General features: G+C 43.8%; 23 protein-coding genes and 2 pseudogenes. 16 read left to right on the forward strand and 9 right to left on the reverse strand.

Annotated features, from left to right (window positions below):
* Positions 1–159: 159 nt before the first annotated feature.
* Positions 160–346, forward strand: a pseudogene (locus F6J90_RS32365) (IS1 family transposase); the annotation flags it as partial.
* A 113-nt stretch (positions 347–459) separates the two neighbouring features.
* Here F6J90_RS32365 and F6J90_RS32370 read toward each other — a convergent pair.
* The 3 genes from F6J90_RS32370 to F6J90_RS32380 form a co-directional block, all read right to left on the reverse strand.
* Complete coding sequence (locus F6J90_RS32370) at positions 460–2,430, reverse strand: iron uptake porin (RefSeq protein ID WP_293103445.1); 1,971 nt, start codon at positions 2,428–2,430, stop codon at positions 460–462.
* Positions 2,431–2,949: 519 nt separating this feature from the next.
* Complete coding sequence (locus tag F6J90_RS32375; protein ID WP_293103448.1) at positions 2,950–3,084, reverse strand: hypothetical protein; 135 nt, start codon at positions 3,082–3,084, stop codon at positions 2,950–2,952.
* A gap of 13 nt (positions 3,085–3,097) precedes the next feature.
* The gene (locus tag F6J90_RS32380) at positions 3,098–3,283 is read right to left on the reverse strand and encodes a hypothetical protein (RefSeq protein WP_293103451.1); all 186 of its coding nucleotides are present in this window, start codon (positions 3,281–3,283) and stop codon (positions 3,098–3,100) included.
* Between the two features lie 146 nt (positions 3,284–3,429).
* Between F6J90_RS32380 and F6J90_RS32385 the strand changes: the two are divergent.
* Both F6J90_RS32385 and F6J90_RS32390 read left to right on the forward strand, forming a co-directional pair.
* Positions 3,430–3,846 (forward strand): annotated as a pseudogene (locus tag F6J90_RS32385) (element excision factor XisH family protein).
* Positions 3,834–4,169: a XisI protein gene (locus F6J90_RS32390; RefSeq protein WP_293103454.1), complete on the forward strand. Its 336-nt coding sequence runs from the start codon at positions 3,834–3,836 to the stop codon at positions 4,167–4,169. The pseudogene F6J90_RS32385 and the gene F6J90_RS32390 overlap by 13 nt, the downstream one beginning before the upstream one ends.
* 74 nt (positions 4,170–4,243) lie before the next feature.
* Here the strand turns inward: F6J90_RS32390 and F6J90_RS43865 are convergent, their stop codons facing one another.
* Positions 4,244–4,420 carry a hypothetical protein gene (locus tag F6J90_RS43865; protein WP_366513948.1) on the reverse strand — a complete coding sequence of 59 codons (177 nt, stop codon included), beginning with the start codon at positions 4,418–4,420 and terminating at the stop codon, positions 4,244–4,246.
* Positions 4,421–4,459: 39 nt separating this feature from the next.
* Positions 4,460–5,494 carry a transposase gene (locus tag F6J90_RS32395; protein ID WP_366513950.1) on the reverse strand — a complete coding sequence of 345 codons (1,035 nt, stop codon included), beginning with the start codon at positions 5,492–5,494 and terminating at the stop codon, positions 4,460–4,462.
* A gap of 69 nt (positions 5,495–5,563) precedes the next feature.
* Here F6J90_RS32395 and F6J90_RS32400 point away from each other — a divergent pair, with 69 nt between their 5' ends.
* The 7 genes from F6J90_RS32400 to F6J90_RS32430 all read left to right on the forward strand — a co-directional run bounded on the left by F6J90_RS32400 (position 5,564) and on the right by F6J90_RS32430 (position 11,650).
* Entirely contained in the window at positions 5,564–5,737 is a 174-nt protein-coding gene (locus F6J90_RS32400) for a CopG family transcriptional regulator (RefSeq protein ID WP_293103457.1), read from the forward strand.
* Positions 5,738–5,816: 79 nt separating this feature from the next.
* Complete coding sequence (locus tag F6J90_RS32405; RefSeq protein WP_293103460.1) at positions 5,817–7,109, forward strand: AAA-like domain-containing protein; 1,293 nt, start codon at positions 5,817–5,819, stop codon at positions 7,107–7,109.
* Complete coding sequence (locus F6J90_RS32410; RefSeq protein WP_293103462.1) at positions 7,106–10,417, forward strand: CHAT domain-containing protein; 3,312 nt, start codon at positions 7,106–7,108, stop codon at positions 10,415–10,417. Before F6J90_RS32405 ends, F6J90_RS32410 begins: the two co-directional genes overlap by 4 nt.
* A gap of 297 nt (positions 10,418–10,714) precedes the next feature.
* Entirely contained in the window at positions 10,715–10,807 is a 93-nt protein-coding gene (locus F6J90_RS43870) for an AbrB/MazE/SpoVT family DNA-binding domain-containing protein (RefSeq protein WP_366513952.1), read from the forward strand.
* 24 nt (positions 10,808–10,831) lie between these two features.
* Positions 10,832–10,966: a hypothetical protein gene (locus F6J90_RS32420; RefSeq protein ID WP_293103468.1), complete on the forward strand. Its 135-nt coding sequence runs from the start codon at positions 10,832–10,834 to the stop codon at positions 10,964–10,966.
* A gap of 255 nt (positions 10,967–11,221) precedes the next feature.
* On the forward strand, positions 11,222–11,392 hold the full coding sequence (locus tag F6J90_RS32425; RefSeq protein WP_293103471.1) for a type II toxin-antitoxin system HicB family antitoxin: 171 nt from the start codon (positions 11,222–11,224) through the stop codon (positions 11,390–11,392).
* 135 nt (positions 11,393–11,527) lie between these two features.
* Complete coding sequence (locus tag F6J90_RS32430) at positions 11,528–11,650, forward strand: hypothetical protein (RefSeq protein ID WP_293044099.1); 123 nt, start codon at positions 11,528–11,530, stop codon at positions 11,648–11,650.
* A gap of 168 nt (positions 11,651–11,818) precedes the next feature.
* On the opposite strand, the gene F6J90_RS32435 is transcribed toward F6J90_RS32430, so the two are convergent.
* On the reverse strand, positions 11,819–12,427 hold the full coding sequence (locus F6J90_RS32435; protein ID WP_293103474.1) for a PAS domain-containing protein: 609 nt from the start codon (positions 12,425–12,427) through the stop codon (positions 11,819–11,821).
* 390 nt (positions 12,428–12,817) lie between these two features.
* On the reverse strand, positions 12,818–14,017 hold the full coding sequence (locus F6J90_RS32440) for a HEAT repeat domain-containing protein (protein WP_293103477.1): 1,200 nt from the start codon (positions 14,015–14,017) through the stop codon (positions 12,818–12,820).
* 585 nt (positions 14,018–14,602) lie between these two features.
* Between F6J90_RS32440 and F6J90_RS32445 the strand changes: the two genes are divergently transcribed.
* The 5 genes from F6J90_RS32445 (at position 14,603) to F6J90_RS32465 (ending at position 18,498) form a co-directional block, all read left to right on the forward strand.
* On the forward strand, positions 14,603–15,166 hold the full coding sequence (locus F6J90_RS32445; RefSeq protein ID WP_293103480.1) for a globin family protein: 564 nt from the start codon (positions 14,603–14,605) through the stop codon (positions 15,164–15,166).
* 25 nt (positions 15,167–15,191) lie between these two features.
* Positions 15,192–15,836 carry a cytochrome c3 family protein gene (locus tag F6J90_RS32450; RefSeq protein WP_293103484.1) on the forward strand — a complete coding sequence of 215 codons (645 nt, stop codon included), beginning with the start codon at positions 15,192–15,194 and terminating at the stop codon, positions 15,834–15,836.
* The gene (locus F6J90_RS32455) at positions 15,833–16,678 is read left to right on the forward strand and encodes a cytochrome c3 family protein (protein ID WP_293103487.1); all 846 of its coding nucleotides are present in this window, start codon (positions 15,833–15,835) and stop codon (positions 16,676–16,678) included. Before F6J90_RS32450 ends, F6J90_RS32455 begins: the two co-directional genes overlap by 4 nt.
* 180 nt (positions 16,679–16,858) lie before the next feature.
* The gene (locus F6J90_RS32460) at positions 16,859–17,503 is read left to right on the forward strand and encodes a DUF3365 domain-containing protein (protein ID WP_293103490.1); all 645 of its coding nucleotides are present in this window, start codon (positions 16,859–16,861) and stop codon (positions 17,501–17,503) included.
* A 383-nt stretch (positions 17,504–17,886) separates the two neighbouring features.
* Positions 17,887–18,498: a hypothetical protein gene (locus tag F6J90_RS32465; RefSeq protein ID WP_293103492.1), complete on the forward strand. Its 612-nt coding sequence runs from the start codon at positions 17,887–17,889 to the stop codon at positions 18,496–18,498.
* Here F6J90_RS32465 and F6J90_RS32470 read toward each other — a convergent pair.
* Positions 18,455–18,664 carry a hypothetical protein gene (locus F6J90_RS32470; protein WP_293103495.1) on the reverse strand — a complete coding sequence of 70 codons (210 nt, stop codon included), beginning with the start codon at positions 18,662–18,664 and terminating at the stop codon, positions 18,455–18,457. The genes F6J90_RS32465 and F6J90_RS32470 overlap by 44 nt on opposite strands.
* Positions 18,665–18,673: 9 nt before the next feature.
* On the opposite strand from F6J90_RS32470, the gene F6J90_RS32475 reads away from it, so the two are divergent.
* A complete protein-coding gene (locus F6J90_RS32475) occupies positions 18,674–19,147 on the forward strand; it encodes a thioredoxin domain-containing protein (protein WP_293103498.1) in 474 nt (157 codons plus the stop codon).
* Between the two features lie 249 nt (positions 19,148–19,396).
* Here the strand turns inward: F6J90_RS32475 and F6J90_RS32480 are convergent, their stop codons facing one another.
* Entirely contained in the window at positions 19,397–19,861 is a 465-nt protein-coding gene (locus tag F6J90_RS32480; protein ID WP_293103501.1) for a pentapeptide repeat-containing protein, read from the reverse strand.
* Positions 19,862–20,122 lie beyond the last annotated feature (261 nt).

Here is a 20,122-nt window from a genome sequence, read left to right on the forward strand (position 1 = left end):
ACTTTAATTCAGCAACGCCTACACAGCAAAGCCTACATCTGTATAATATATGACAGAATTTAAAGAGGTATGGTGGTAATTACCCCTCGCTCCGCTTCCGTGCTGGTAGTGCCTATGGGGAAGTGTGGGAGTGGTAAGATCAATCTTGCTTGTGAAAAAATAGTCGTATTGATGATGGAATGCCCTGTGTCCGGTCATCATAAGACCCATAAACAGGTCAAAACTAGTAAGGGAAGCCAACGGTACTACTGTCCCCAATGCCTACAAACTTTCACCGAAACGTTTGATACTCTTTACTATCGCGCCACAAATTGAGCCAGAAAAAATTCCCACGGTTCTAAAGGCTTGCTCGGTAGTAAAATTTCTCTAGTAAAATTTCCAACCAAATTTCCCTAACGGCTTTGATCCCGACGCTCACCAACCATAGGTGGGTAGAGCGCCGGACGTCGAACCTAAAAATTAAAAGGTGAAAGTAGTTCTGAGGGTACCGATGACCACATCATCGTTGTCAGAACTTTGGTTAGGATTCAGAAGCCAAACTACACCAGGGGTGACGGAGATGTTGTTGTTGACTTTATACTTATAGAACGCTGAAACCTGGTAAGCAAAATCATTGTCAAAGTTACTGTTGCCATCATCTAAATCCAGTCCTCTGAGGGTTGGTGCCGCACCACCAAAAATTCCGGCCAGATTACCTTTTTTGCCCAAATCCGGGAAAGCGATACCAGCAGCGAAGTTCCAAATTTCAGCATCACCCAAGCCAATCAACTCAGCATCGGTGTAGCCTGCCCAGCCATTGAGTACGATGTTGGGGGTAAGTCTCAAAGAGGTTTCAACACCGAAAGAGTTGCTTTCCACTTTTGCGCTATCAAAGTCAACCGTGCCTAAACTGGTAGCATTCCCCAAGGCTGCTGGATTAAGATTAGCCAGGGCTGTGCCAGTACCCCCTAGGATTAAACGGGGTCGTCCATCAGCATTATCTTCGTAACCCCGAATGTAGGTGAATCCAACTTTGAAATCACTACCATAAACCAACTGAGCGATCGCAGAAAAGTTGCCATTGAATAGACCCTGGCCTTCTTGAGGATTGCTAGCGGTGTTGGAGATGTAACCTAAATCAATCCGAACATCCTTGATGGGCTTGATGGCAAGAGCAGCCCCAGCACCAAAAGGCCCAATCCGATAGATGGGATTACGTTCAGCAAAACGGGTAATAGCATTGGAACCACCAGCACGACCTTCAAAGAAAGGGTTGACGGTATCTGCGTAATAGTGATGGAGTGCTCGGTTAGCCAACAGTTGAACCGTTACTTTATCCCCGAGGGGGAAGCGGTAGCGCAAGATATCAATAATAACGTCATTACCACTTGGTCCATCGTAGGTAAAGCGACCTTCTTGAGTTCCGGCCAGCTCACCACCAGCCCCTGTGATCAAAGTTGGGGCATCCCCAGCCTGGAGACGGGTTTGGAGCATGTCCTTACCGGTAAAGCTGGTTAAGAAGTTGAGACGAGTCCGGTTGTGAAAAACGGTCTGAACATCATCAGCATCCCCTCCAAAGGCATCAGCTAGAGCAAAGATAACCTCACCCTTGAGTTTAGTGGTGGTGGAAAACTGATGGTCTTCTAAGAAGGCTACTCGTCCTTCTAGGTTATCTACTCGTGCCCCTAGGGTAGCCAGTTCTGTTTCAAACTCCTGTACTAACCGTTGTAGACTTTCTAAGTCCTCACGGGTGATAAAGTCTGCTGTGACGCCCCCCAGTAAACGCTCAATTTGGTTCAAACAGGCATTCAAACCAGCAGCGAATTCGTAGCGAGTCAAGGCTCGGTTACCCCGGAAGGTAGCATTGGGATAACCAGCAATACAGCCGTAGCGTTCTACCAAAGAGCGTAATGCTTCATAAGCCCAATCTCCAGGGGAAACGTCTCTGAGTTGAGACACATTAGTGACTTGTTCCATGGAGTCATCTTCTACAGTCTCTCCATTTAGTTGAGAAACACCAGTCACCGGTCCCATCAAGTCATCTTCTGCAGTTTCCCCATCACCGTATGGGATCACTGATTCACTAGCAGAATTACTGATAGTAGAATCGCTGATAGTGGAATTGCTGATAGTAAAATCCCTGATAGTGGAATTACTGGTAGTGGAATTACTGGTAGTGGAATTACTGATATCAACCGTATCCCCAGTTGAGGCATCAGCCACTAATGGCAGATCAGAGATCTGAGTTAGGGAGGTGAGGTCAGGGGCTGCTTCTACTGTCAGTGCTTCTACTGTAGTGCTAGGGTTTACAGCCGATTCTTGAGAGATTGTCTCTTCTGGCAAAGCTTCCTCAGTTGCTGCTACTGCTGAGGATGAAATCAATAGGGTTGCCCCAACAAACAAGGTAGGGCATTTTAGCACAGAGAGCCACAAATTTTTTGATCTGTTCACAGGGTTTCCTCACACTCAATCAGGGTTTTGATAGGTGCGCTCTTACCATTAAGAATTAAATTCGCCACGGGTCGCACCTCTGGATCAAGTCAACACGACTACCGTCTCTTGTCAGGTGTGTTACTAATTCATGACAAATTGATTACAACATGGCACACAGACTAAGAGATGAGGAAATACCAGCTTCAGAATTCTGGTAGTTTTTCTGCTCATCTCCCCATCCAGTCATGGTCGTTTGTCCTGAGTTAGTCTCATTTGAGCCCTTTTTGATCAGTTTTTGATCAAGGGATAGTTAAGAGACGATTAACTTTACCGATTTAAGAATTACCTTCGATGGAGGTTTTGTTTGTATTTTTTAATACAAAAAATTTAGGCTTGATGGGATTCAAGCATATTAATTATGCAATTATGGAAATAATATCCGATATCCAATCGGGTTTAACCCGTTTAATCCAAATTTTTGATATATTATAAATATTTATTTTAATTAACAATATTATAAGTAACAATAAACAATTATTAAATTGGGGAATCGGGAATCGGGAACAGGGAACAGGGAATAGGCAAGAGGAACCCACCCCTAACCCCGACCAGGAGGGGAAGGCAAGAGGAACCCACCCCTAACCCCGACCAGGAGGGGAAGGCAAGAGGCAAGAGGAACCCACCCCTAACCCCGACCAGGAGGGGAAGGCAAGAGGCAAGAGGAACCCACCCCTAACCCCGACCAGGAGGGGAAGGCAATAGGCAAAAGGCAATAGGCAATAGGCAATAGGCAAAAGGCAATAGGCAAAAGGCAAAAGGCAAAAGGCAATAGGCAATAGGCAAAAGGCAATAGGCAAAAGGCAATAGGCAAAAGTTAACTTGGTTTATTAATTAATCCAATAAACTAGTCATATTAGCGCATTGAAGATTGTTACTTTTGACTTGATAGTTTTGATTTTGACTTAATATATTGGTATCCTCTGTGTAATCTATAACCTCTTATAATCATGCACTTTTATGGCCGCTAAGGACGTTTACCATGAAGTAGTCAAAACAGCTCTCAACAAAGACGGTTGGACTATTACTCATGACCCTCTAGTTCTAGAACTATCATCTGGTCGTCTTGAGGTAGACTTAGGAGCAGAACGTTTAATTGCTGCTCAAAAAGATCAGATGCGAATTGCTGTAGAGGTCAAGAGTTTTTTAGCACCTTCTACTACCTCATAATTTCACACGGCACTTGGACAATTTCTGAATTATCGGGTTGTTTTAAAGGTAAAAGAGCCAGGTAGAGTACTTTTTCTAGCCGTACCGAGTAAAGTATATCGCAACTTTTTTCTTGAGGAGCTAGGACAGTTAAGCGTAAAAGAGTACAAGGTAAAACTAGTAGTTTTTGACCCAGACGAGGAGGTAGTTGTACAGTGGAACGATTGAACCAGTATCGGCAATGGATTCAGCAGGTTTTAGCTCGACATAACCAGTTTGTACCTTCTTATGGTGAGATTGAACAATTTACAGTTTTTGACCACAACGATGATCATTACTTACTAGTAACAGTTGGCTGGGAAGGTGACCGCCGAGTTTGTGGTTCGTTGATCCATATTGATATCAAGGGAGAAAAAATCTGGATTCAACATGATGGTACTGAAGTTGGTGTAGCCAATGAGCTAGTAGAATTGGGAGTACCTAAGTCAGAAATTGTCATCGGTTATCATGACCCCAATGCACGTAAGTTGACAGAATTTGCTGTAGGATAAAAAAAGTCAAAAGGCAAAAGGCACCACCGGGTCTGAGTTATGCCTGAGTTGTACCTGAGTTGGGGTGACAGCTCCTACACTGACCTTATAGGTTCAGTGTAGGCTTCCCAGCCAGTCCGGCTATCGCTTAGGAGGCGCTGGGCTTTAAGAACGGACTGCCCTTCCGCTCTGTTTTTTATATTTATTGCTGCATTGTGGTCTCTGTCCAAACTGCAACTGCAATGAGAACAATCATGCCACCGAACATGCAACTTTTTAGGAACTTTTTTGCCGCAATTGGAACAGTTCTGTTAAGTGTTCTGAGCACTTACTGGAATCGCCAACAAGCCAGCATTTATGGCCGTAGGCCACGCTACGCGAACGGCTTTGCTTGCCAGGATTGTCAGAAAGCTAGACCACCCAGCGTCCAGTACAGATTTAGCCAATCGGGATTTAGCTAGTCCCTTGATGTTTAAATTTTCGTGAGCAATTACATCGTACTTTGACAGTAAATAATTGGCGGTCTTAAAGTGGAAATCTTTCCGTTTGTCTGCTACTTTTTTGTGCTGTTTTCCAAGCTGTTTAATAGCTTTGAGTGTATTCTTTCCTCCTTTCTTTCGTCGAGATAATCTTTTCTGGATGACTCTTAGCCTTTTTTGAGACCGTCGATAATATTGAGGAATGTTTACTGTTTCCCCTTCAGAAGTGGTCAAGAATTCTTTAAGGCCAACATCAATCCCAATTATAGAGTCAGGGTTAATGTCAGGCTTAACTTCGGGAACAGTCTTATCTTCTAAAGATAAGACCAAATAATAACCATCACACTTTTTGGTTATTGAAGCAGTCTTTATCTTAAAGCCATCAGGAATAGGGCGGTGTAACACAATCTTTACTTTACCTATTTTGGGAAGGTTGATTAAATTCCCTTCTAGGCACCCTTCTTTCATTTGAGGGTAAGTAAAAGTACGGTAGCGCTGTTTTTTCTTAAACCTAGGTCTTCCGCTTCGTTTACCGTTACTATCTCCTTTTATGAACCGATCAAAAGCTAATTTTACTCTCTTAACTACATCTTGCAATACTTGAGAATGAATCTCTTTGTACCAAGGATGAGTTTTCTTAAGATTTGGTAAAGTCTTTTTCTGAGAGTAGTAATCTGGATTGTTTCTTAATTCGGGAGAATGACAGACGAGAGGACAAGCATTAATTGGACAGCGATTTTGATCGTACCAATAAAATCGGTCAGCCAATAAATAATTATATTGAGCACAAAGCATTGAAAGCCAGTGGTCTATTTTTGCTTTTTGATCTTTTGTTAGTTTTAGCCGGTACTGATATGCAATTCTCACGCTTACTTGTCCTCTTATTTATCGACCTAGTAACATTGTAGTTAACGTACAGCCATATGTCAAGTCGCAATGAAAGATAAAAAGTTAACAATCAGGATTACCAATTTTGAGAAAAGACAGTTAGCACAAGAAGCAGAGCGACGCGGAATGACTCAATCAGAGCTGATAAGGAGCTTAATAGCTCGCTTCCCTGATCCGAAAGACTCTGTGCAAAATTCATCCCACACCTATGCTGCGCATTAGGATGTGGGATGAATTTTGCCGGACAGCTAAGTCCCTAGGAAAGAGCGTTATAGTTTGAGTAGCTCATCTCACCTAGACCATGCCACGCTCACTTAGAGTTCGCCCAGAGTATATTGACCAGGTCAAACTAGCGGTTCAACGTAACGGTTTCCCTCGCCAGAAAGATTTAGCTGAGGAGTTATTGATATCTCTATCAACCGTCAATAATTATCTCAATGGCAGACCTGTAGATAACCTGAATTTCAAAGAAATTAGTGAAAAATTGGGGCAAAACTGGAACGCCATAGCATTCTTTGACGAAAATACTGGCAATGATACGTCAGCCCATGGGACAGTAAACTCAGAAGTAGTGATCACACACTGCCCTGAAGAAGACTCTTCATTGATTTATGTCCAACGTCCTCCCATTGAACAGTCTTGTTATCAAGCCCTTTTAGGTCCCGGTGCGTTGGTCAGGATTAAAGCCCCTAGGCTGATGGGGAAGACATTGCTGATGGTGAGAATGTTGGATCAGTTTGCCGAGAAGGGCTACCGAAAGGCGTATGTAAATTTTCACTTAGCCCATAGCAATGACTTAACCGATGTCGATGGATTGTTCAAGTGGTTTTGTATCAGTGTTGGTCAAAGCTTGAAGATACCGAATCGGTTGAGAGAGTATTGGGATGAAGACTTTTCCACGGCTAAGGTGGATTCTACCGAATACTTTGAGAACTATCTTCTGCCTGAAGCTGGCGCTCCCGTGGTTTTATGTCTCGATGAAGTAGACCGAGTGTTTCCCTACCCTGAGGTAGCTTCAGAATTTTTGGGATTGCTGAGGGCGTGGCACGAACGGGGGAAAGTGGAACAGGTCTGGAAACGGTTGCGGTTGGTGGTTGTCCATTCCACAGATGTTTATATTCCCCTCAATATTAATGAATCCCCGTTTAATGTGGGAGTGCCCATTGAATTGCCAGAATTTACCCCGGAACAAGTCCAGGAATTAGCCCGACAACATGGACAGGATTGGAGTGAATCCCTTGTGGAGCAATTGATGGGGATGGTGGCAGGTCATCCTGATTTAGTACAGCAAGCCTTATCTCACTGCCAAATCCACGGTAATGACTCCCTGGCGCAACTGTTGCAAGCCGCTCCTACAGATGCTGGCATCTACGCTAACCACCTGCGACATCTGTGGCGGATGCTGCAACCACACCCAGACTTGGCCAAAGCACTGTTACAGGTGATTGATGCTAACACTCCTGTGCATCTGGACTTGATAGCAGCCTACAAGTTGTACAGCATGGGGCTAGTGAAAAAGCAGGGCAATCAGGTCAGGCTCAGTTGTAATTTATATCGACAGTATTTTAGAGACCGCCTTGGAGAACTGCTATGAGTACAGGAGCCTATCAGGTTGGGGGATGCCTACCACCGGATGCTACTACTTACGTGGTGCGTACGGCTGATGGGGAACTTTACCAGCAGTTGCTGGCTGGAGAGTTTTGCTATGTCTTGAATTCCCGCCAAATGGGGAAGTCTTCCCTAAGAGTGCGAACCATGAAACGGCTGCAAAACCACGGGGTGGCTTGTGCATCCATTGATATTACGGAATTAGGAACCCAACAGGTTACCCCAGAGAAATGGTACGGTGGCTTAACCAAAACTCTGATTAACCGATTCGGTCTACAGGAGAAATTATCATTTCGGAGCTGGCTCAATGAGCACAAAGATATTCCGCCAGTACAGCTTTTTCGGGAGTTTATCGAAGAGGTATTACTGATCCAAATTGCCGAACGGATTGTTATTTTTATTGATGAAATTGATAGCGTTCTGCAACTGGCTTTTAAAGATGACTTCTTTGCCCTAATTCGAGCCTGTTATAACAAACGGGCGGAAAATGCTGCCTATAATCGCATCAGTTTTGTGCTGTTGGGGGTGGCGACACCGGGGGATTTAATTGCAGATAAAGACCGCACCCCGTTTAATATTGGCCGAGCAGTTGAGTTACATGGCTTTCAACTCCATGAAGTTGAGCCGTTAGTCAAGGGATTGGAGGGAAACGTCAGTAATCCCCAGGCAGTGATCCAGGAGATAGTAAAGTGGACAGGAGGACAACCGTTTCTTACTCAAAAGCTCTGTCAGTTGGTGGTGAGTTCTGGGTGTTGGGATCCCCCCCAAGCCTTAACAAGTTTCGATCCCCCCCAAGCTTTAACAAGTTTGGATCCCCCCCAAGCTTTAACAAGTTTCGATCCCCCCCAACCCCCCTTAACAAGGGGGGAGATGGAGAAGGAATCGATTGAGAAGCCCTTAACAAGTTTCGATCCCCCCCAACCCCCCTTAACAAGGGGGGAGATGGAGAAGGAGTGGATTGAGAGATTGGTGCGATCGCATTTTATCGATAACTGGGAAGCTACCGATGAACCAGAACACTTGAAGACCATACGCGATCGCATTCTTTGTAATGAGCAATGGGCTGCCTATTTGTTGGAATTGTATCAGCAGGTGTGGCAGCAGGGGGAAGTTGTTGCTAATAACAGTTTTGAAGAGGGGAAATTACAGTTATCTGGGTTAGTAGTGAAGCACAGACTTGGAACCTCTCCAGTGCTTAAAGTCTATAACTCGATCTACCGTGAAGTCTTTAATCAGGACTGGATTAACCAAGAATTAGCCCACTTACGTCCCTATTCGGAAGCCTTTAGGGCTTGGGTGGCCTCAGATTGTCAGGATCAGTCACTATTGTTGCGGGGTCAAACTCTAAAAAATGCTCAAGCCTGGGCCAAGGGTAAAAATTTAAGTTATCAGGATCAGCAGTTTCTGGCAGCAAGTGAGAAAAAGCAGATAGAGCAGCAAATCGCTCAAAAAGAACGAAATTCGGAATTAGAGAGAGAGAGGAAGGATAGGGAAGCAGCCCAGAAGAGAAATCGGGTACTAACTGAGGCGAATCGCAAAGCTAAACGGCGAATGCGTTTCGGATTTGGTGTCTTAATTTTAGCGTTATTGGGAGCTGGTATTTCTGGAATACTAACAGTAATTCTAGTAGTAGACGCGAATCGCCAGGTTGATTCTGCCAAGATAGAACTTAAACAGGTAAAGCAAGAATTTAAAAATGTATCGCAGCTATCTGAACTAGCTGGAAAACTTTACAAAGCCAATAAGCGCTCTGAGGCAGAAAGAGCCAGAAAACAAGCAGCTCTATCCTTTGAGATTCAAGACTATGAACTCAGACAAGCTATGCTCCTTAGCAATATTTCCATTGCCTATCAGCAACTTGAGCAGTTGGATCAGGCAAATAAGGCAGTTTCAGAAAGTTTGAAACTATTAGCAAATTCAGATAAGATAAACTCTCTAGATCACTCAGCTCTTCTTGCCCAATCTTTAAATACCCAAGCTCGTTTACTCGCAGCTCAAGGAGATACTAAAAGAGCGTCGTTTGCTTACGCAAAAGCTTTTGATACTATCCAATTATTAGGTAGTGATTTAACTAGGATAAATCCAGCTATAAGGGTTGATTTTGTAGAAATTGTAGAGAGTGTTTATCAGGAGTTGATTGGGTCACTTTTGGACTCTCAAGAAACTGGCTCTAACCAGCACACTCTCAGAAAAGTTCGTCAGGTTATTGAATCTCTCCATTTGACTCAACTCAACAGCTTCCGTGAGATAGTTCCCTTGAATCCTAATCTAATCCAAATTGACCAGATTGATTCCCAAGCAGCAGTAATCTATCCTATTATTTTGGACGACTGGTTAGAAGTAATTCTTCACTTGCCCGGTCAACCATTGCACCGCTACTCAACACCCTTATCTGCAAAAGAAGTTGAGGAAACGCTTAAGAATATGCAACGAGTATTATCGAGGCCATTCCGATCTGTGAAATCTTCTCGAAATCAAGTTTACGAATGGCTTATTAAACCAGCAGAAACTGAATTAGCTAAAAGCAGCATCAAGACTCTCGTATTTGTGGCCAATAGTGGGCTAAGAAATATTCCTATGGCAGCTCTCTACGACGGTGAGCAGTATTTAGTAGAAAAATATGCCATTGCTGTCACTCCCGCTTTACAGATACTAGAGCCCCAGCCTCGGAAACAAAGACCTTTAAGAGCTTTGATTGCTGGACTTTCTGAGATGAATCGAGTTTCTAAAGCACACCAAAACTATTCAAATTTACCCTTTGTTGAGGTGGAGGTAAAAAAAATTAGCTCAATGATACCGAGTTCAGTCCTACTCGATGAGAGCTTCACTAGTACAGCCCTGGAAAACGCACTTAACTCCTCTTACTTCCCTATACTTCACTTGGCAACCCATGGACAGTTTTCTTCAGAAGATACATTTATACTGGCTTGGGACAAAAAAATTAGAGCCAAGGAATTTGAGGAGTTACTGCGTTCAAAAAAACATAAAAAATCCAATCCCATTGAATTACTCGTCCTCAGTACTTGTGAAATTGCTCAAGGGAATAATCAAACACCTTTTGGATTAGCGGGATTAGCCCTAAGATCTAAAGTACGCAGTATTCTCGGCGGTCTGGCGCTTGTTGAGGACGAATCCACTGCTGAGCTTATGGTTCAGTTTTACCAAGAATTCACTCAACGGAACGTTACCAAAGCTGAAGCCCTGCGCCGTGCTCAGTTAAGTGTTTTGAAAGACCCTAAGTACCAACATCCCTATTACTGGGCACCCTTTGTTATATTCGGTGACTGGCGCTAAGGGGCTATGACAACGATGTTGGTATGGGTAATTCTTGATTAGAGCTATCCAAAAACATAAAATCTATAGGAATTTATCAGCTTTCCACTGCTCCAAGCAAGACTATCAAAAAATCCCCCTTTATGGTGAAACTATTTTGATATTCATCAATGCCATATTTATCGTTTCATCTATCGTTTACTTTAAGAACATTTCGACAACCTATAAAATACAGGATAATGGACTTAGATGCCTTATCAAAATAGTTTATTGGTTTGTTCAACTATCAGTAAAAGCTTAATCACAAGCATCCTAGCCATGTTCAGCACAACAGTTACCGATACCGGGCAAATCACTCTCCCCGAAGAAATTCGGGAGCATCTTAACCTTGTCAGCGGTAGTAGGGTCTAGTTCGTTATTGACGAAGACGGTCAAGTGAAAATCTTTCCTCTCAATGTTCCAGTGGAAACCTTATCAGGGATCCTGCATCGACCAGGTAAACCACCAGCCACTCTCGAAGACATGGAAACCGCAATCTCCGAGGGAGCCAATATTCCAATATTAGCTTAGAAGTTGTCTGAGAAGTCTAATTTGCTACATCCAAGCCCCCGTTGGTCCCCATCTGTAAAAAAGCGAAGCATCCGCTAATTCCCCCCAGAATTGGGGGGTTAGGGGGGCGGGGGACTTTTACCAGCAAAATGATTCTTGTTCCCCCCAGAATTGGGGGGCTAGGGGGGCAAAATTCAATATCAAAAAACTTTTCAGATATCCTCTTAATCAAAATCTAACTGTTAACATCTTATGAAATTAAAAAACTAGAATGTCATGAAAACATTTACTGCAATTGTTGAGCGAGATTTGGATACCAATCTCTACGTTGGTTATATTCCAGGATGTCAAGGCGCACATTCTCAGGGAGAAACCTTAGACGAATTAAAGGAAAATTTGCGAGAAGTAATTGAAATGCTGCTAGAAGATGAAAAGTTTAACCTTTGAAACCGAATTTGTCTGATAGTTACAGGGTTTTTCATAACTATCAGGTACACAGTATTTTTGGCTTGCTGAATCTTTGAATGAATAGGAGTAGAGTGGGCATCCTGCCCGCCCGAAAATAAGCATGAAACTGGCAAGATGCCAGTTCTACCAAGATGCCTATTCCACAAAACTCTTAAAATCATTCCATTATTAAGCAACGCCGTATTTTTTCCCGATTCCCGATTCCCGATTCCCGATTCCCGCCACACTAATCGGTGAATAGAGGCTCAGGGAAGTTAATTGATGATCGAATAAGATGGGGATAGAGGCAATCAGCCATCTGTGGTATGCAATTGATGATCTTAGTCAGGGGTTTGCTCAATTCCAGAGAAAGGGTAATGCTAAAACCGGATTGTAGTACCCTGATTTCTTTGACTCCGAGCTCTTTTAGCGGTTCAACAACCCAGTCACATTGAGTATGAGCCACTGGATGCTAGCCACATTGCCTTGAGGGTCACAACAGACAGACACTGACATCTCAACCGCTACAGGTTTACCTTGCCGTGGACACAACACCAATTGCCAGTCCTTGAGCTTTTGCAATTCCTGGAGCTGGTGGAGTTGGTGGCGGAAGCGATTAGACTCAGCTTCACAGATAAAGGTAATCAGCGGTTTACCCACCAGATAATACTGCTGTACGTTTAGTAGACTAGCAGCTGCATAGTTTGCTTCTTGGATAATTCCCTGAGCATTGGTTACCAGGTAACCCTCAGGAGCCAATTCAAACAAATTATGGTAATGTTGTTGCCGTGATTCTAAGACAGCATAAGCCGCTTGCAAAGCCTCATACTTCTCGCTGAGTTCTTCAAGACCCATAGAGAGTTCCTCTAGAGCAGCATAGAGCAGCTCCGGCTGTGCATAGGATTGCTTAGTATCTAGTGATTCAAGTTTGAGGCACTTTTGAGCTGGAATTTGGTGCTTGGTAAAGTCAAAGCCTGGATTCGTGTTCAGTGAACTCAGAAGTGCTTTGAATACGGGATCGTCATTTATATTCACTCGTATTTCTCCATCCACAGAGCAAGTCTAGGAACAATTGAGGCTGGACTACTCAACGGCCTTCTGCCAAATCGTCCCTTAGGGTTCGCGAGTGTACTTGATGCTAGCAAATTTTTGTGGCAAAATCATGAAGCAAACGCCCAGAATTGGCTGCTAAACCACGCTTGCTCCGCAATATCTTTGCTTTTTATTGATTTTGCTGTTGTCTCTATGGATGGCTCAGAAAGGCTGTCCTCAATTCAAGTCCACCTTAGGGATTTGATTTAAGGGGTAGCCCACTTCTGAATTAAACCACAAGTATAGAGTATAGCACAAAAAAATGCAAGCGTTAGCAACGGTAGGCCCTGAAGGCTTGACGCCCCTAGACTAATGGGAATTTACAATCAAAATTTACAATGGGAATTTTTTGAGGGCTGCGATCGCATGCAAGCTCACCGAGTGATCTGAGTCTGCGACCAAGTCTTTCAGTAAGGGTATTGATTCAGATTGAGCTAATTGTCCTAGGGACATGGCTAGAGTTTGTTTGATTTGGTGATTTTCCGTAGCCAGTTGTCCTGATTGACAAAAGTCGATCAAAATCTCAGCCGCTTTGGGTTTCAAATAATCTGACTCTACCATCCCCAAGACGCTAATGATTTCCCGACAGACTGGTGTGGGTGCCGACCTCAGCACTGCTTGCAACTGTTGTAGGGAATTGGTAGTAAACTCCCAACTGAACGCACGGACAATCTCGATTTGTAAACTGATTGGTGTAGCTGGTGACTGCAGTGCCTTAACTAACCCTTGATGGGCTTCCAGGGTAGCTAAACGTCCAAGTGCGATCGCAGCTTGGTGGCAAACCTCCAAATTCAGGTCATAAAGCAATGGTTTAATCCGCTTGACTAGATCTAAATCTGGCAACTGAGTGCGTAGTAACCCTAGACCAATCACCGCTTCTTTCCTGACCGCTGCCACTTTATCAGTTAAGGCATTCAGCAGGACTGGAGTAATTGAAGGTGAGCGAAAATTACTGAGGGTTTCAATAGCAGTAGCCCGTATTTCCCAGCTGGGGTCATTAACCACACTCAGCAATGGCTCAATAACTTCCGGACGGTGAATATGAGCCAGGGCTTGCACTGCCAATAATCTGGCCTCTGGGGATTCTGGGAAACGGCTTAAAGCCGCCACTGCTGAAGTCCCAATGTTTGCCAGTGCCTCAGAAGCCATATAGGCTAACTCTTCATCCTCACCATCCTTCAGCAATTTGACTAATACCATCACAACTGCCGGGTCATCAAACTGACCTAAGATTCGACCAGCAAACCAACGGACTTCCAAATCTAGTGCTTCATCTTCTAAGATGCTGATCACCGGAGCAATAACGGGTTTCCCCAGTTTTGGTAGCACCTTTACTAAATCCCATTTTTCTTGAAAATCCCCACTCTTGAGGACCTGTAATCCCAGACTCAAAGCTAGCTGAAACTCTTCATCATTTAACCGCTGCTGTGTCTGACCATTTTTCCCTAAGGACAACTGCTGAAGATGGTGAGTTAGTAATGAAAAATTTTCCTGCTGTCCAGCAAGACTGGCTTGTTTTAAAATGTTCAGCATTGTTTAATCGTTGCCTCACGGCAATAAAAAATTAACTGCACCAACCAAATTAAGTGCATTTGACTACTATCTCGATAACAGAGGAGACTGATCCGACGAACAGCTGATTTTCCGACCCGAATATCGGACTCCAATTTAAGCGTTCTCCAACAAAAGCCTAATTATCAAATCGAAAATGTATTAAATGCAATAGTTTGATGCATACTATTCATTTTTATAAATAATTTGTAACAAAAGCTACGATGTTTCCTAATTGTGAAACCTATCGTTATATCTCGATATGGACTATTGATCTAATCACATCGACTTAGTCAGTGTTAGTCAGTGGGAACCTTACACAGTTAGACATCTTTACAATCCTGCCTGGTGGGAGGTTATCTCCACTGGGCATCTACCTTTAGGGGATGTCAAGGTGTCTACCTTTCTTGATGCAGTTGCTCATGGGGGGAACCCCCAAGACCGCACTGCATCGCTAATTAACTCCAAGCCAGAAGTCGGCTGAAGTAATTATCGGGGGCTCGGTGCCAAGCTAACAGTTAAATCCCATGTAAATAACATGTAACTCACAGGAAGTGATATAGAACAATGTCTTTACAAGTCGAACTATTAGAACAAAGCTTTGATCAGGTTAAGCCTCGCGCTACAGAATTTGTAGCCAGCTTCTACGAAAATCTATTCACCGATTATCCAGCCGCCCAGCCTCTGTTTGATACCACGGATATGGTGGCGCAACAGAAAAAACTGCTGGCTTCCTTGGTACTGGTAGTAGAAAATCTACGCAATCCAGATACCCTCGGTGCAGCCCTCAAAGGGCTAGGAGCGAGACATGTTAAGTATGGAGCCCTGCCAGAACATTATCCATTAGTGGGCAATAGCCTCCTAAAAACCTTTGAGCAATACTTGGGTGCGGATTGGACACCAGAGGTCAAGCAAGCCTGGGTAGATGCCTACGGAGCCATTACCACCATCATGTTGGATGGTGCGGATTATTCCTCTGAAGAAGTGGAGTTAGATTCCCCAAAACCAGAGGCGACAACAGCCAGCCCCCAACAGTATGAGGTGCCAGAAAGCAACATTAACTGGCCATTATTCGGTGGAGTGTTTGGAGCTGGTGCAATTGTTACCCTGATCCTGGCCATGGTGTTGTAAGCCATGGGGTTGTAAATAGTTAAAAATGGCAAGCAATCTCGGTAAGTTTTTTAAGCCCACTATTCTCCAATCCAAAGTAGTCATCATCGGTGTGATGGTGATCCTACTGACGTGGTTAACCGCTGCCTTCGCGTTAGATCATCGCAGTGTGTTCCTTCCTGGCACTACCTCGGAGGGGCATGTTTTGTTTGAGGTGTCCTGTAACTCCTGTCATGAGAGGTTTAAACCGGTCACCAACGAAACCTGTATGCGCTGTCACGAAGCCGAAATGGCAGCAGATGCTCACGGAGCTAAAAAGTTCCGTGACCCCCGTTGGGCTGAACTCTTAACCAAGATAGATGTACTGACCTGTACTGCTTGTCATAACGAACACGTCCATATGTTTGGGCGAGGAGTTCACCTCAAGCCAGACCTATGTATGGCTTGCCATGAAGGCATCATCACCGGTGACTTAGCCAGTCATACAGGATTTGCTCCGGATGGTTGCTGGACCGCAGGCTGTCATAACTTCCATGACCACCGCTCCATCTCTACAGGATTCCTGCGTCAGAATATCGATCAGTTGCCGATGTTGCCAGAACCTGTACTGTTGGAGCGGACAGTTACTGCGGAATTAGAAGAACCGCCTACTCCCGATTTAGGTGAAGAATTCCTGGGGAGCGAGTCATGAAAAAACTGATTGTGATTGTACTCGTCCTAATTGGATTTATCTTGGTCAGCGGTATCCGAGGTAACGCAAACACTGCTATTGATGTAGCCACTAATGGGGGTGTGCCCAAAGACCCCGCTGCATCGCTTTCCCAAGCGGAATTAGTTGAGATTAATCAGTTGTGGGAAGGCAGTGCTCATGCCTTAGCAGACGTTAACTGCTCTAGCTGTCACCAAGACTCTGAAACTAAAGAATTAGTGGTTAAACCAACCCAGGAAAGTTGTCAAAGTTGCCATGAGGTAGCAGTTGAAACGTTTCTCTTTGGTAAGCATGGCATTCGGATCTCAGAAGGACTATCTCCCTTGACACCAGCAATGGCTCATTTGCCGATGAAAGAGTCAGCCATGGACAAGCAAATGAACTGCAACAGCTGTCACAATGTCCATTCTGTAGATACCTGGCAAGCCTCTGTAGATTCCTGCTTGACCTGTCATAATGACACCCACTCCCTCAACTATCAAAACTCAAAGCATGGCGAACTATTTGCCGAGCAAGGCACCTTACCCAGACCTAATGGTGAATCGGTGACCTGTGCTACCTGTCATCTACCTCGTCAGGAGCTGGAAAACACAGAAAACACAATTGTTGTAGTTAATCACAACAATACGTTTACTCTTAAACCACGCGATCGCATGGTTAAGGAAGTTTGTATGAACTGCCACAGCGTCGAGTATAGCTATAACAGCATCTTCGACGATGAGCTAGTGGAGGAAAACTTTGCTCGACCTCCTAGCCTGAATCTAGAAACCTTTGATCTAGTTCGTGCATTGGAGAAAAAACGGTCGAGTCAGGCTGAACAGTAGTTAAAGCTACTAATTAAAGCTACTAAATAACGCTAGTAGTAGTTAAAGCTAGTAGCGTTAGCTACTAAATAACGCTAGTAGCTAACGCTACTAGCTAGCGCTAATAATGATTAGCGTTAGTCATAGCCATGTTATAGCTACGTCATAGTAATTAAATAGAACGAGAGGAAACACGAAATCATGGCAATCAAGACATTGCTACATCGCATCAAAACCAAAGCTGTGGGATTAATTGCCTTAGGTTTAGCGATTTGCGTCACTGTTGTCGCTTGTGGCGGCGGTTCCAGTCAGCAAGCTGCAGGTGTTGCTCCAGAACTAGTTGTGGATTATATCCATACCGTGCTGTTAGCAGACCGCACCGCTTACACCAAGCACGTCATTAACCGCTTGACGAAATTAGAAGGTAAAGACAAGCCAAAGGGAGTAGTTGATGCGGAAGCCACTGAAGGTTGGCAACAAACTGGTGGTATTCCTCTTCCAGCTCAGATGTTCCGTTTAGGAGCAGAGATTGCTTCTGAGAACGGAGAGTTTACCTATGGCTTAATTTCCCCTTGGAACATCAACGATAACCAAGCGCCAAAATCTGAATTTGAAAAGAAAGCCATGGCAGAAGTGGTTGAAACTGGTGAGCCTTACAAAGACTATCAAGAAATTGCTGGTACAACCTATTATTCTGCCGTCTACCCTGATAAAGCTGTGGCTGAAGCCTGTATCACTTGCCACAACACCCATCCTGTACACAAAGAGCGCTATCCTGACAAAGTCTTCGAGATGGGCGAAGTCATGGGTGGTATCATCATTAATCTGCCTCTAAAAGGCACCTAATTTTTAGGGGAAATGTTTAAGCTATCAGCTATCAGCTATCAGCTATCAGCTATCAGCTATCAGCTATCAGCTATCAGCTATCAGCTATCAGCTATCAGCTATCAGCTATCAGCTATTAGCTATTAGCTATCAGCTATCAGCTATCAGCTATTAGCTATCAGCTATCAGCGATTAGCGCTACGCGCACGCTACTTGAGGTGCTATCAGCTATCACCCAAAGGCTGACTGCTGACTGCTGACTGCTGACTGCTGACTGCTGACTGCTGACTGCTGACTGCTGACTGCTGACTGCTGACTGCTGACTGCTGACTGCTGACTGCTGACTACTGACTGCTGACTGCTGAATGCTTACAAAATCGGTTTAACCGAAAAGCCACTATGTTATGAAGCCCAAATTTTCTACCTTAATCATCCTCACCTTCATCTGTGTGGTAATTCTGACTCCCTTTGCCCTCAGTCCCCTTTATCTACCGATGCTGCGGGACAATTACTTTAAATGGTATCAGCTTTTACAAGGGGAACGTTATAAGCAAATTACCGGCTATCTATCCCTAGCCTTTGTCTTGTTTGAGATGGTACTAACGGCTAGAAAGCGTAGTCGTGGCTGGATGATTAAGTTTACTATTCCTGGTTCTATACAGCTGTGGCGGAGTTTACATATCTTTCTGGGAGTCGCCCTTTTAGGAACAACATTAATTCATACTCTTGGGGCGACGGGTAAAAATTTTAATTCTATATTCCTTTGGGTATTCTTTGGTGTAACCCTATCGGCTTTAGTAGGTGTTGTCGCGGAAACCGGAGTGCTGGAATCTCCTAGAAAATATTTTGGTTGGGTGCCAGCAAAGGATGGCGTTGGCACAATGCTACCGGGTATATCTAAAGGCCCCCTAATTCGTAATCTACGCTCTATCTGGCTATCCACCCATATCTTCCTAGTTAGTGTCTTCTTTGTCATGCTAGGATTTCACATATTTCTGGCCTATTACTATCAATGAATAGGGAACAGGGAATAGGGAATAGGGAATAGGGAATAGGGAATAGGGAATAGGGAATAGGGAATAGGGAATAGGGAATAGGGAATAGGGAATAGGGAATAGGGAATAGGGAATAGGGAATAGGGAGGTGTGGGAGGTATATTGGATCAAGAGAATACTTTGGCAAGAGGTAATCATGAATAGTGAGAAAGGAAAACTCAGGGCAAAACTCAGCATTGTTGTAGGAATAATCACTGTTGTATTCGCAGCTGGAACATTTTTCCTAACTCGTTCTGATGTATCTAGCCTGAGTAGTTCAACCGTGGCTGGGTTAGCTCTAATCAAGACAATGGCAAAGCAATCTGTCCCTTATGACGTTGCTCTGAGCAATAATAAGCCCACTTTAATAGAATTTTACGCTGACTGGTGTACCACTTGTCAATCCATGGCTCCCATCCTGAACAAATTACACCAAAAGTATGGAGAAACCGTGAATTTTGTGATGCTAAATGTAGATGATACCCAGTGGGCTAAACCCATTGAAAAATACCGAGTGACTGGTGTACCTCAATTCACATTTATAGACAGTAATCAGCAAGAGAAAGAAATCCTAGTTGGCAAAATTACTGAAACAATTATCACTAAAGTGCTCCAAGAGCTATTATCTTGAAAACACTATTACCATAGGTGACAGGCTGTTACAAGGAGTTACAAGTTGCAGGTTATAAAGTTACAGGTTATAAAGTTACAGGTTATTAAACCTTAAACAAACCAACCTTCAACCCTTCAACCTTCAACCCTTCAACCTTCAACCCTTCAACCTTCAACCTTAAACAAACCAACCTTCAACCCTTCAACCTTCAACCCTTCAACCTTCAACCCTTCAACCTTAAACAAACCAACCTTAAACAAGATCTGTCTATAAAGCTGCCAACTTTAAGATACCGATATCAAAACTACGAGACATTACTGCACTAGTTAAGTCCGCACCCTGAAGGTTAGCACCACTCAAATCCGCTCCCTGAAGGTTAGCACCACTTAAATCTGACCCCTGAAGGTTAGCACCACTCAAATCTGCTCCACGCAAATCGGCTTTGTGTAAGTTAGTTTCAGTCAAATTTGCCTTGATTAAAGTAGCTGCAGTTAAGTCTATCCAACTGAGGTTAGCTCTAGTAAGGTTCGCTTCGGTAAGGTTAACCCCTTCTAAAATAGATACATAAAGCTGAGCACCACTGAGATTTATCCCCTCAAGATCTACCCAACTCAACATTTCCTCACTCAGATTTATGCCCCGAAAATCCCGTTCTCCCCTAGCATATCGCTTCAGTACTTCCTCAGGATTGGTTGTGGTAAGTTGGCTAGATGGACTAGTGTACAACAGCATAGATAACCTCAAACGTGATCTGGATTCGGTCTGGTGTTAATCACAATTCCTTACAGATGGGAAATTGTAGACAGACGCTAATATGGCCAGTATCGAAGTCTGATGTTAGCGATCGCGTTTACGCAACCGTTTAGCAATGTCTAATTTAGTAGACTATTAGTAGACTAATTGAGTACACCTTTAAGATTAAAAACTTGCTAAATGTATAAATTAATACAGTATTAATTTAAATTAATGGTATTTGTTCATGACGTTAAGGCG

It is taken from the genome of Moorena sp. SIOASIH (genome assembly GCF_010671925.1).
Taxonomy (GTDB): domain Bacteria; phylum Cyanobacteriota; class Cyanobacteriia; order Cyanobacteriales; family Coleofasciculaceae; genus Moorena.